Source organism: Duffyella gerundensis (assembly GCF_001517405.1).
GTDB classification, from domain to species: Bacteria; Pseudomonadota; Gammaproteobacteria; order Enterobacterales; family Enterobacteriaceae; genus Duffyella; species Duffyella gerundensis.
The window spans coordinates 3,692,649-3,704,596 of sequence record NZ_LN907827.1 but is presented as its reverse complement, the minus strand read 5'-3'; the positions used below and the strand labels follow the sequence as shown (position 1 = coordinate 3,704,596).

The 11,948-nt window shown below is 57.8% G+C and carries 10 protein-coding genes; 6 read left to right on the top strand and 4 right to left on the bottom strand.

Annotated features, from left to right (window positions below; all coding sequences use genetic code 11):
- Nucleotides 1-48 precede the first annotated feature (48 nt).
- Together glyQ and glyS are read left to right on the top strand one after the other, a co-directional pair.
- Nucleotides 49-960 carry a glycine--tRNA ligase subunit alpha gene (gene glyQ, locus EM595_RS16900; protein WP_067434835.1) on the top strand — a complete coding sequence of 304 codons (912 nt, stop codon included), beginning with the start codon at nt 49-51 and terminating at the stop codon, nt 958-960.
- 9 nt (nt 961-969) lie between these two features.
- Complete coding sequence (gene glyS, locus EM595_RS16895; RefSeq protein WP_067434832.1) at nt 970-3,039, top strand: glycine--tRNA ligase subunit beta; 2,070 nt, start codon at nt 970-972, stop codon at nt 3,037-3,039.
- 58 nt (nt 3,040-3,097) lie between these two features.
- Here the strand turns inward: glyS and EM595_RS16890 are convergent, their stop codons facing one another.
- Together EM595_RS16890 and fdhE are read right to left on the bottom strand one after the other, a co-directional pair.
- On the bottom strand, nt 3,098-3,709 hold the full coding sequence (locus tag EM595_RS16890; RefSeq protein WP_067434829.1) for a glutathione S-transferase: 612 nt from the start codon (nt 3,707-3,709) through the stop codon (nt 3,098-3,100).
- 30 nt (nt 3,710-3,739) lie between these two features.
- Nucleotides 3,740-4,666, bottom strand: a complete 927-nt coding sequence (fdhE, locus tag EM595_RS16885) for a formate dehydrogenase accessory protein FdhE (protein WP_067434826.1) — start codon at nt 4,664-4,666, stop codon at nt 3,740-3,742.
- Nucleotides 4,667-4,970: 304 nt separating this feature from the next.
- Between fdhE and fdhD the strand changes: the two genes are divergently transcribed.
- Complete coding sequence (fdhD, locus tag EM595_RS16880; protein WP_067435595.1) at nt 4,971-5,750, top strand: formate dehydrogenase accessory sulfurtransferase FdhD; 780 nt, start codon at nt 4,971-4,973, stop codon at nt 5,748-5,750.
- Here fdhD and EM595_RS16875 read toward each other — a convergent pair.
- A complete protein-coding gene (locus EM595_RS16875) occupies nt 5,742-6,524 on the bottom strand; it encodes a DeoR/GlpR family DNA-binding transcription regulator (RefSeq protein WP_067434823.1) in 783 nt (260 codons plus the stop codon). The two genes, fdhD and EM595_RS16875, sit on opposite strands and share 9 nt — an antisense overlap.
- A gap of 182 nt (nt 6,525-6,706) precedes the next feature.
- Here EM595_RS16875 and EM595_RS16870 point away from each other — a divergent pair, with 182 nt between their 5' ends.
- From EM595_RS16870 to EM595_RS16860, 3 genes are all read left to right on the top strand, one after another.
- The gene (locus tag EM595_RS16870; RefSeq protein WP_067434820.1) at nt 6,707-8,053 is read left to right on the top strand and encodes an aspartate aminotransferase family protein; all 1,347 of its coding nucleotides are present in this window, start codon (nt 6,707-6,709) and stop codon (nt 8,051-8,053) included.
- A 164-nt stretch (nt 8,054-8,217) separates the two neighbouring features.
- Nucleotides 8,218-8,835: a superoxide dismutase [Mn] gene (gene sodA, locus EM595_RS16865; protein WP_067434817.1), complete on the top strand. Its 618-nt coding sequence runs from the start codon at nt 8,218-8,220 to the stop codon at nt 8,833-8,835.
- A 222-nt stretch (nt 8,836-9,057) separates the two neighbouring features.
- Nucleotides 9,058-9,999, top strand: a complete 942-nt coding sequence (locus EM595_RS16860; protein WP_067434814.1) for a VirK/YbjX family protein — start codon at nt 9,058-9,060, stop codon at nt 9,997-9,999.
- A gap of 6 nt (nt 10,000-10,005) precedes the next feature.
- On the opposite strand, the gene EM595_RS16855 is transcribed toward EM595_RS16860, so the two are convergent.
- Nucleotides 10,006-11,781, bottom strand: a complete 1,776-nt coding sequence (locus tag EM595_RS16855) for a sensor domain-containing phosphodiesterase (RefSeq protein ID WP_067434811.1) — start codon at nt 11,779-11,781, stop codon at nt 10,006-10,008.
- Nucleotides 11,782-11,948 lie beyond the last annotated feature (167 nt).

The window sequence follows — 11,948 nt, the reverse complement described above, 5'->3', positions numbered from 1 at the left end:
GGCGCACACTTTTTTCATCCACCCCAATCGCGTGCGAAATTAATCAACATGCAAAAGTTTGATACCAAGACCTTTCAGGGCCTGATCCTGACCTTGCAGGATTACTGGGCACGTCAGGGCTGCACCATCGTCCAGCCACTGGATATGGAAGTGGGCGCTGGCACCTCACACCCGATGACCTGCCTGCGTGCGCTTGGCCCGGAGCCGATTGCCGCCGCTTATGTGCAGCCTTCACGCCGCCCGACCGACGGTCGCTACGGCGAAAACCCGAACCGCCTGCAGCACTATTATCAGTTTCAGGTGATCATCAAGCCTTCGCCAGACAACATTCAGGAGCTGTACCTCGGCTCACTGCAGGCGTTGGGGCTGGATCCGACCATTCACGATATCCGCTTCGTGGAAGATAACTGGGAGAACCCGACGCTGGGTGCCTGGGGTCTGGGCTGGGAAGTGTGGCTGAACGGCATGGAAGTGACGCAGTTCACCTATTTCCAGCAGGTTGGCGGCCTTGAGTGCAAGCCGGTTACCGGCGAGATCACTTACGGTCTGGAGCGTCTGGCGATGTATATCCAGGGCGTGGACAGCGTATACGATCTGGTCTGGAGCGACGGTCCGCTGGGTAAAACCACCTACGGCGATGTTTTCCATCAGAACGAAGTGGAGCAGTCGACCTACAACTTCGAATATGCCGACGTGGATTTCCTTTTCACCTGTTTCGAGCAGTATGAGAAAGAAGCGCAGACCCTGCTGGCGCTGGAAAAACCGCTGCCGCTGCCAGCCTATGAACGCATTCTGAAAGCCGCGCACAGCTTTAACCTGCTGGACGCGCGCAAAGCGATCTCGGTCACCGAGCGCCAGCGCTACATTCTGCGTATTCGTACCCTGACCAAAGCCGTGGCTGAAGCCTATTACGCCTCCCGCGAGGCGCTGGGCTTCCCGATGTGCAACAACAAGAAATAAGAGGCAGCCATGACTGATAAAACTTTTCTGGTGGAGATCGGCACCGAAGAGCTGCCGCCAAAAGCGCTGCGTAATCTGGCCGAATTGTTCGCCGCGCATTTTACCGCCGAGCTGGATGCTGCGAATCTCGCCCACGGCGAGGTGACCTGGTATGCGTCGCCGCGCCGTCTGGCGCTGAAAGTGGCGCAGCTCAGTGCCGCGCAGCCAGACAGTGAAGTAGAAAAACGTGGCCCGGCGATTGCCGCTGCGTTTGATGCCAGCGGTGCGCCAACTAAAGCGGCCGAAGGCTGGGCGCGCGGTTGCGGCATTACCGTGGATCAGGCCGATCGCCTGAAAACGGACAAAGGCGAATGGCTGGTGTGGCGTGCCCATGTCAAAGGCAATGCGGCGCAGGCGCTGCTGCCAGCGATGGTGAACACCGCGCTGAGCAAGCTGCCGGTACCTAAACTGATGCGCTGGGGCGATTCCGACGTGCAGTTTGTGCGTCCGGTTCATACCGTGACGCTGCTGCTGGGTGACGAGCTGCTGGAGGCGACCGTGCTGGGTGTTGCCTCGGCGCGTACCATTCGCGGCCACCGTTTTATGGGCGAAGCGTCATTCACGCTCGACCACGCTGACCACTATCCGCAGATGCTGCTGGAACGCGGTAAAGTGCAGGCGGATTACCACGCGCGTAAAACGCAGATCAAAGCGGACGCCGAAGCGGCTGCACGTCAGATTGGTGGCACCGCCGATCTCAGCGACAGCCTGCTGGAAGAGGTAACCTCGCTGGTGGAGTGGCCGGTGGTATTAACGGCGACCTTCGAAGAGAAGTTTCTTGCCGTACCGGCCGAGGCGCTGGTCTACACCATGAAGGGCGACCAGAAATATTTCCCGGTCTACGACGCCAACGGCAAATTGCTGCCGCACTTCATTTTTGTTACCAACATCGAATCGAAAGATCCGCAGCAGATTATCTCCGGTAACGAAAAAGTGGTGCGTCCACGTCTGGCGGATGCGGAGTTCTTCTTTAATTCCGACCGCAAAAAACGTCTGGAAGATCATCTGCCGCGCCTTTCCACCGTGCTGTTCCAGAAAGAACTGGGCACGCTGCGCGACAAAACCGATCGCATTCAGGCGCTGGCGGGCTGGATTGCCGGTGAGATTGGCGCCGATGTGAATCACGCCACGCGTGCTGGCCTGCTCAGCAAGTGCGACCTGATGACCAACATGGTGTTCGAGTTTACCGATACGCAGGGCGTGATGGGCATGCACTATGCGCGTCACGACGGCGAAGCGGAAGATGTGGCGGTGGCGCTGAACGAGCAGTATCAGCCGCGTTTTGCCGGTGACGATCTGCCGTCGAATCCAGTGGCCTGCGCACTGGCGATCGCCGATAAAATGGATACCCTGGCGGGCATCTTCGGCATTGGCCAGCATCCAAAAGGCGATAAAGACCCGTTTGCGCTGCGTCGTGCCGCGCTTGGCGTGCTGCGCATTATCGTCGAGAAAAACCTGCCGCTGGATCTGCAAACCCTGACCGAAGAAGCGGTGCGCCTGTACGGCAGCAAGCTGAGCAACGGCAAGGTGGTGGATGAGGTGATCGACTTTATGCTCGGTCGTTTCCGCAGCTGGTATCAGGAAGAGGGCCACAGCGTCGACACGCTGCAGGCGGTGTTGGCGCGTCGTCCAACCCGTCCGGCTGATTTCGATGCGCGCATGAAGGCGGTCTCGCACTTCCGCACGCTGGATGCCGCTGCCGCGCTGGCCGCTGCCAACAAACGCGTCTCCAATATTCTGGCGAAGTCGACTGAAACGCTGAACGACAGCGTGCAGGCGTCCCTGCTGAAAGAGAATGAAGAGATTCAGCTGGCGACCTTTGTGACCGCGCTGAGCAGCAAGCTGCAGCCGCTGTTTGCCGAAGGGCGCTATCAGGACGCGTTAAGCGAACTGGCCCAGCTGCGTGAAGCGGTGGATAACTTCTTCGACAAAGTGATGGTGAACGCGGACGATCCGGCGGTGCGGATTAACCGCCTTACCCTGTTGGCTAAGCTGCGCGCGCTGTTCCTGCAGGTAGCGGATATTTCGCTGCTGCAGTAATTTTGCCGCAACATCAGCAGTAAAAAGGGCGACGTGAGTCGCCCTTTTTTTATGGCTTTCAGACGGTGCCGGGCGGCACGGTGCGGGCAAAGCTTTCCCGCTGGAACATCTTTTCCACCAGTTTCACCAGCGCCGGGCGATCGACGCACCAGTTCGGCGCCACGCGACGAAAGTTAAGAAAACCGATGGCGCAGGCGGTGGCGATATCTGCCAGGTTTATCTCACTGCCGTTCAGCACGTCCCCGGCGTTGGCCGCGCGCTCCAGTGCATCCAGCCCGTACTGAATCTTTTGCCGCTGGCGAACCAGCACATCCGCTGACTGCATTTCCGGCGGACGCATCTGTTCACGCACGATGACCGCCGCGGCGTCGCAGACACCGTCAGCCAGCGCTTCCAGCTGGCGCACCTGCAATGCCGTCAGCGCATCGTGCGGCAGCAGCGTGGGGGACGGATTCTGATGCTCAAGCCAGGCGGCAATGATCGGCGAGTCAAACCAGGTCGTGCCGTCGGCAACCAGCGCCGGCACTTTACCCAGCGGGTTGTACTCGGTGACCTTGCTCTCTTCATGCCACGGCGATTCGTTCACAAACTCAAAGGTAATGCCCTTTTCCAGCAGGATAACCGAAATCTTGCGCACGTAAGGGCTGGTATAACTGCCGATCAATTTCATGTTGTTCCCCCGCTAGCAGTGGTTCGCAGGCTAATCGCCTGGAAAGAGAAAAGGATTCAGGCTGCTGCGCGCAAAGCCTTCCTGCTCCATGCGCGCATCCAGCACCAGCGACGCGAGATCGTCGGCGACCGGCTCAACCGCCGGGTTTTTCTCCTGGTAAAACATCTTCAGGTAAGTGCCACAGTCGCCGCAGCTTTCCGCCTTGATCGCCGAGCGTTCCGCATCCAGCGACCAGTAGTGCAGATTGCGGGTTTGCTCGCAGTTGCTGCAGCGGGCGTGCGCCACATGCCATTCACTTTCACACAGGTTGCAGTGCAGATAGCGCAGGCCTTCCGGCTGTTCCGCCATATGGATCACGCTGGAGACCGGCACGCTGGCGCACACCGGACAGAACTGGCGCTGCTCGCCGCTCTCGACGTGGGCGTTACCCGGAATCAGGGCCGCCATTTGCGCCCAGTACACCGACAGCGCCGCCCAGATGAACGGCGATTTATCGCTGCTGACCTGAGCAAAATCGTGATTGAGCAGACTGTCGGCCATCGCTTCCAGCTCAGGTACCGACGCCTTTTCGAGATTTTCCAGCACCGCCAGCGCCTGGCCGCTCATCTCCGGCTTCAGTTCCGCAATCAGCGAGTGCAGCAGGCGCTGCCAGTGCGCATCGCGCGGCAGGGAGCGGATATCCAGCGGCGGTTTACCCAGACGATCGCTCTCCACCAGCCGGGCGTGCATGTTCATCTGCAACGGATGATCGTAGAGGATGATCTCCTGAGCCTGCGCAATCACCGCGGCAAAGCGCAGGTAATCGCCCAGCGGATTTTTTTCCGCCAGCTGGCGCAGACGGCCAGCGCGGCGGCTGTAAAGGTGCTTCAAACGTGGAAACAGCAGCGGCGGAATGGCTTCTGGGGCTGGCTTATCGCTTCGCTCCAGCGCGGACTGCGGGATGATGCGAATAGTCATCGGTTATCCTGTTAAGAAAAGGGCGGCAACAGGGCAGCGGTAACAGGCGACTGCCCAAGGGATACTTACCTGATGATAGCAGCCCATAACCGACTCTTCTGCCTGAAATTAGCGCCAGTGCGCATCGTCGTTGCGTTAAACCTGCCGTGCTGCCAGCCTGCGGATAGCGCCGCTGCGCATTGCGCGTGTGGCTAAACAGGTTCAAACTTGCCGAATAATTTCTTATGACAGGCGGCACGCTGTGCCGGGCAGGATCCCCGTGAAACAGAATGACAGGCTCTCCGTCGATAACGCCGCGGCGCATATCGGCGTTGCGCAAACGCAGGTCTGGCAGCGCGATGCGCTGGCGGAGGCTCAGACCGACTGGCTGGCGGATGAAGTACCGGTCGCGCTGGTTTACAACGGTATTTCTCATGTGGTGATGATGTCGACGCCAAAGGATTTGGAAGCCTTTGCCATCGGCTTTTCGCTGTCGGAAGGGATTATCGACGCGCCCGGCGACATTTACGGCATGGACGTGGTGCCTGGCTGTAACGGCATCGAAGTGCAGATTGAGCTTTCCAGCCGACGTTTTATGGCATTAAAAGCCCAGCGGCGTGCCATGGCGGGCCGCACCGGCTGTGGCGTGTGCGGCGTGGAACAGCTGAATGACATTGGCAAGCCGATCGCGCCGCTACCGTTTACCCAGACGTTCGATCTCGCACGGCTGGATGAGGCGTTGCACCAGCTGAAAACCTTTCAGCCGGTGGGACAGCTCACCGGTTGTACGCACGCCGCCGCTTGGATGGATCCGCAAGGTGAACTGGTCGGCGGCTGTGAAGATGTGGGACGCCATGTCGCGCTGGATAAGCTGCTGGGATACCGCAGCCAGCAAGGCTGGACGCAGGGCGCGGTGCTGGTGTCCAGCCGCGCCAGTTACGAGATGGTACAGAAATCGGCGATGTGCGGCGTGGAGATTTTATTCGCCGTTTCCGCCGCTACCCGGCTGGCGGTCGAGGTCGCAGAGCGCAGCAATCTGACGCTGGTCGGTTTCAGCAAGCCTGGCCGCGCGACCGTGTATTCGCATCCGCAACGCTTACGCTAACACGACCTCAGGCAGCGCCTGCGTTAAGGCAGCCAGCGCGGCGCCGTGCTCTTTTGCCGCGGCGCTATCGGTGATCAGCAGCGTTACCGCCGTGGGCGCCGCATACTGCATGCGGCTGATGACGCCGAGCTTGCTGCGATCGGCCAGCAGAATCAGCTGGCTGGCCTGCTCAGTCATGGCGCGTGCAATGGCCGCTTCATGCGGATAAAAACTGGTGGCACCGGCGTTTGCCTCAATACCCACCGGCGACAGCAGCGCCACATCGGCGCGAAAGCGGTGGATCTCGCCGACGGTAATGTCGCCGCGTGTCTGCTGGGCGCCCGCCATCATCGATCCTCCCAGTAAAATCACCTCGTTACTGAGCGTGTCGCGCTCCTCGCCCTGACTTAATGCCAGCGCCGCCTGCAGGCTGTTGGTAATAATGGTCAGGCCGCTCATGGTGCGCAGTGCCTCTGCCAACAGCGTGGTGGTGCTGCCCGCATCCAGAAACACCGTTTGCCCGGAATGCAGCCGCTGCACGGCGGCCTGCGCAATTGCGCGCTTTTCTCGCGCCATGACCGCGCTGCGCACGCGCAACGGCGGCTCGGCGGCACCTTCCAGCGCGACCAGCCCGCCGTGTACGCGACGGGCGACGCCCTGCGCCTCCAGCTCAATTATGTCGCGGCGAGCGGTTTCCCGCGACACACCTAACTCGGTGATAATGCGTTCAGTGCTGACCTGATGCAACGTGGTCAACAGCGCGCGAATACGATGTAAGCGGGTTTCCTGCAGCATGATGTTCCCGATCGGCAAGAGATAAATGAACAGGCTTAGTCTACCTGAGTCAGCGACGCTATGTTTTGTGTAATTTATTGCATTTGTGTATTTTGTTGCATTTGTCCGAAAAATAGCCATGATAAAAGGGTCGATGTTTATCCTGCCTCTGGGCGATCACGCTTTTCGCAACGGGAGTTACCATGGCCACACGCTCCACCATTATGGATACCAACAGTTTTCGGGCAGAAGATGCCGCCGCGCTGGATGCGGATGTGCGCGCGCTGACCGATAAGCGCAGCAAAGTGCTTGGCGAATCCTATCGCCTGTTTTACCGAAAGCCGGTTCATCTGGTGCGCGGCAAAGGCCAGTATTTATGGGACGCTGCCGGTGATAAATATCTCGATGTTTACAACAATGTGGCCAGCATTGGCCACTGTCATCCAGCGGTGATCGAGGCGGTGCATCAGCAGATGATGCAGCTCAATACGCACACCCGTTATCTGCATGAGGGCATTCTGGATTACTCGGAGGCGCTGCTGGCCACCCTGCCATCGGCGATCGATCGGGCCATGTATATGTGTACCGGCTCTGAAGCGAATGACCTGGCGATCCGCGTGGCACGAGCGTACAGCGGCGGCACCGGCATTATCGTCAGCCAGGAAGCGTATCACGGCACCAGCGATCTGACGTCGGGTGCCTCGCCAGCACTCGGCAGCGGACAACCGCTGGCGGCGACCACACGCCTGGTGCCACCGCCGGATGCGTATCGTGTCAACGCGCCCGACCTCGGCAACTGGTTCGCCGATCAGATTCAGCAGCAGATTGATGACATGGCAGCGCACGGCATTAAGTTTGCCGGTTTCCTGGCAGATTCGATTTTCTCCTCCGACGGCGTGCTGCCAAATCCGCCGGGTTTCCTGCAACAAGCGGTTGAGGTGGTGCATCGCAACGGCGGTATTTTTATCGCCGACGAAGTGCAGCCAGGTTTTGCCCGCACCGGCGACACCTTCTGGGGATTCGCCCGTCACGGCGTGATACCCGATATCGTTACCACCGGCAAACCGATGGGCAACGGCATTCCGGTCTCTGGCCTGCTGGCAAAAAGCGACGTGCTGGCCGCCTTTAGCGACGACATTCCCTATTTCAACACCTTTGGCGGTAATCCGGTGGCGATGGCGGCTGCGCAGGCGGTGCTAACGGTGATTAAAGAAGAGAATTTGCAGGAGCACAGCCGCGTCGTTGGCGCGCAGCTGCTGGCTGAGCTGCGCACGCTGATGGACAAATATGCCTGTGTTGGCGATGTGCGCGGTGCTGGGCTGTTTATCGGGTTTGAGCTGGTGACCGACAGGGAGAGTAAAACGCCGGACAAGACGCTGGCGCTGAACCTGATTGAAAAGCTGCGCGAAAACCGCGTGCTGACGTCGGTGGCGGGGCCGTATGGCAATGTGCTGAAACTGCGTCCGCCAATGGCGTTTCAGGTGCAGGATATTGACTGGCTGGTGGGTGCGCTGGATCGTTCGCTGGCAGCATTAACACAGGGGCGTTAGCGGGCGATTTTTGTGCCGCTTATGCAGTCGCGTCAAACCCTTAGCATTAATGGGGCATTGATTGACCTTTTCCCGATCAATTATTTAACTATAATGATTCGACTGCTTACGCGGTGCTCACCTGATGACAAGCACCGTCCAAACCCTCAATGGAGACGATGAACATGAGTTATTCACTGCCATCCCTGCCTTATGCATATGATGCACTGGAACCGCACTTCGACAAGCAGACGATGGAAATCCATCACACCAAACACCACCAGACCTACGTTAACAACGCTAACGCAGCGCTGGAAGGTACCGAATTCGCTGACCTGCCGGTTGACGAACTGATCACCAAACTGGATCAGGTTCCGGCTGACAAGAAAACCGTACTGCGTAACAACGCGGGCGGCCACTCTAACCACAGCTTCTTCTGGAAAGGCCTGAAAATCGGCACCACCCTGCAGGGCGATCTGAAAGCCGCCATCGAAAAAGATTTCGGCAGCGTGGAAAAATTCCAGGAAGAGTTTGAGAAAGCCGCAGCAACCCGTTTCGGTTCAGGCTGGGCGTGGCTGGTTAAGAAAGGCGACAAGCTGGCGGTGGTGTCCACTGCAAACCAGGACAGCCCGCTGATGGGCGAAGCGATCTCTGGCGCGTCAGGCTTCCCGATTATTGGCCTGGACGTGTGGGAACACGCTTACTACCTGAAATATCAGAACAAGCGCCCGGATTACATCAAGGCGTTCTGGAACGTAGTAAACTGGGACGAAGCAGCAGCACGTTTCGCTTCCGCTAAGTAATTTCTCCCGCTTACGCGTGTGAATAAACCGGTGGCTTTGCCGCCGGTTTTTTTATGGCTGCAGCGGGCACAATGTCGATTCACTGCGGTCATTTATCGCTTGTTGAGCTGGCGTTTAATTAAAACCGCTGGATAAGACATTTCGCCCAAAGGGCATTAACCCTTCGTTTATAGTGACGGCAATAAAATAGGTCATCAATCCTGTTCTACAGAAGATGCCATTATGTCACTTATTACGACACACGCTGCTGCTGAAACCTCAACCTCATTATTTAAACAGCTGATGCTGGGTAACATCGTCCCGGATAAGCTGTGGCTTTGTCGTCGTTTTCGCGCCAAATTTTTGCTGCGCTCGCTGGTTTTTCCCGTTACCACGGTAAAGTACATGCGCCAGTTTTCGGCCTTACCCGATATGGCGCAGGCACTGTCAATTCAGGGATTACTACCGGCTAAACCACACCGTCCCTACCTCTACGCCGGGCTTAGCGTGGCCGGGCGCGCTGCCGCCATCACCGATCATTATCGTTTTTTGAGCCAGATGAAGGATGGCCTGTTACAACAGCAGCTGCAAAGCGCCACGGCCACGGTGATGGCTCAGCTGTTTGGACGGCAGGAAGAGTCGATCACGCTGCAGTGTGCGCCGGGACGCTTCGATCGCGAAGGCGAAGTCACACTGGAACTGTTATTTAATCAGGCGGTTATTGCATCGCTCTCTTTTTCGCTAATTAATAAATCCGGCGTGAAAACATTATTAATTGGCGGATTACAGGGACCGCGTAAACATATTTCCAGCGAGGTAATTAAAGAGGCGACTAAAGCGTGCCACGGCTTATTTCCCAAGCGCGTATTAACCGAGGCGTTGTTTATTATCAGTGAGCGCTGCGGCATGGCGCAAATTATGGCGGTGAGCGAAGAGACCCATGTTTTCCGTAGCCTGCGTTATCGCCACAGTAAAAGTGATTACTTTCATGCCAGCTACAGTGAGTTCTGGCTGTCTATTGGCGGTGAGCGCCAGGCCGATGGTCTTTACCGGCTGCCTGCGCGGCTGGAGCGCAAAACGCTGGACGCGATCGCCAGCAAAAAGCGCGCTGAGTATCGCCGTCGTTATCAGCTGCTGGATGAGCTGCAACAGCAGGTGCGTGCAGGTCGGCAGCACCTGCTGTAATCGCGGTTAACCGGCGCGTTGCGGCCGCTGCGCCTCCAGCCACGGCTGTAACGCATCGGCGATAAACGGGCGAGAGAAATAGTAGCCCTGCGCCTGATCGCAGCCATAGTGCAACAACAGCTGCGCGGTTTCTTCGTCTTCCACCCCTTCCGCCAGCACCTGATAATCCAGCGCCTTTAGCATGCTGATAATGCTGCGGGCGATGATGCGCGAGCCGCTGTCGTTGAGCAGGCCGCTAATTAACTGGCGGTCGAGCTTGATGATATCCAGCGGCATCTGGCGTAAATAGCTAATGTTACTGTAACCGGAACCAAAATCATCGAGCGAGAGGCAGAAGCCGCGCAGCTTGAGCATGTCCATACCGTGCAGTGCCGCCTTGCTGTCGTTGATTTTCTCGGTTTCCAGGCATTCAATTCCGAGCATGCTGGTCGGCAAGCCTGCCTGCAGGATGCGCTCTTCGAGACGATCGGCGAAATCCGGCTGCGACAGATCGCTGGCGCAGATGTTAATCGACACCGGCAGGAAAATGCTCTGGTCATGCCACGTTTTCAACTGCTGTAACGCCTGCTCAATCACCCAGTTGGTGATCTCGCCAATCAGGCTGGTCTGCTCCGCCAGCGGCAGAAACATCGCCGGTGGAATGTCCCCTTTTTGCGGATGACGCCAGCGAATCAGCGCTTCAAGACCAATAATAGCGCTGTTTCGCAGATCGACCTTTGGCTGATAAACCAGATAGAGACCGGAGCCGCCACGCAGCGCCAGCGCCAGTTCGTTCAGCAGGCGAAAGTCGTTGCTGTGCTGCTGGTCAATCTGGCCATCGTAACCCTGCCACGGTACGCCCAGCGCCACGGCGTTATGCAGCGCGCTCACCGCCCGGCGGTAAACTTCCTGCGTGCTGATGGTGCCCGGCAGAAAATGGGTTTCGCCAACGAACATCTGTAGATCGACCAGAATATCGCTGGTGAGCTGCGCGCGCTGGCCGCGGATCCGTTCGGCGATAGTAGTGGCGGTTAACGGATGCGCATCGTCGAGCAGCAGCGCAAAGCGGCCGGTGGCGTTGGCATAAATATTCTCAACGCCAGGCAGCAGTTGATGCAGCATCAGGGTAAGATCCTGCAGCAGGTTATCGACCACCGCCGCGCCAAGCGAACGGGTCATCTCCCAGGCGCGGGGCACATCCAGGCAGTCGATCAGAATCAGACGGTGTGCGTTGCTGGTGTTGCTGGCGAGCTGTTCGATATCGCGCAGCAGCGCCTGACAGTTTGGCAGGCTGGTGATGGCATCGGTAAACCCGGCGCTGTGCCAGGTTTCCAGATAGTGTGTAGCCATACGCGCCAGCTTTTGCAGCGTCTCCGCTTGTTCGCTGGAGAAGTCATGCGGCTGGCTGTCGGTTACGCAGAGCGTGCCGAGTACGTCGCCGCTAAGGGTTTTCAGCGGTGCGCCAGCATAAAAACGGATAAAAGGCGCGCCCAGTGTCAGACGATGGCTGCTGAAACGCGGATCCAGCGTAGTATCCGGCACCACCACTACACAATCGCTGTCCACCGCATAACGGCAAAATGAATCCTGTCGCGGGGTCGTGTTTAACTCAAAGCAGCAGCTCGCTTTTATATACTGGTGTTCGTCATCCAGCACTGAAATAAAACTGCCGGGAATATTAAGTGCCCGCCCGGTTAACTCCACAAAAGATTGCAGAAACGCATCGCGGGTCAGATCGGCCTTTTTTAATACGTCCTGCGTTAAATTACGCGCTTTGTGATTATTGTTAACGGTGATAAGCATAATTGTTGACTCTTATATTCTCCGACAAAGCGAAGCTTTTCCTGTTATTTGAAGTAGTTGCAGATTTTGCGTTTTTGCAGGAGTGCATTGTCTGCCACGACTGGGCTCAGCGCAGTGTGGCTGGAGAGGCCAGCATACGCTGTGGCAACGCTTTTGACCATCTGCAT

Coding starts and splice junctions, on each gene's coding strand:
- glyQ (WP_067434835.1), top strand. CDS start 49: ATGCAAAAGTTTGATACCAAGACCTTTCAGGGCCTGATCCTGACCTTG.
- glyS (WP_067434832.1), top strand. CDS start 970: ATGACTGATAAAACTTTTCTGGTGGAGATCGGCACCGAAGAGCTGCCG.
- EM595_RS16890 (WP_067434829.1), bottom strand. CDS start 3,709: ATGAAATTGATCGGCAGTTATACCAGCCCTTACGTGCGCAAGATTTCG.
- fdhE (WP_067434826.1), bottom strand. CDS start 4,666: ATGACTATTCGCATCATCCCGCAGTCCGCGCTGGAGCGAAGCGATAAG.
- EM595_RS16875 (WP_067434823.1), bottom strand. CDS start 6,524: ATGCTGCAGGAAACCCGCTTACATCGTATTCGCGCGCTGTTGACCACG.
- EM595_RS16870 (WP_067434820.1), top strand. CDS start 6,707: ATGGCCACACGCTCCACCATTATGGATACCAACAGTTTTCGGGCAGAA.
- sodA (WP_067434817.1), top strand. CDS start 8,218: ATGAGTTATTCACTGCCATCCCTGCCTTATGCATATGATGCACTGGAA.
- EM595_RS16860 (WP_067434814.1), top strand. CDS start 9,058: ATGTCACTTATTACGACACACGCTGCTGCTGAAACCTCAACCTCATTA.
- EM595_RS16855 (WP_067434811.1), bottom strand. CDS start 11,781: ATGCTTATCACCGTTAACAATAATCACAAAGCGCGTAATTTAACGCAG.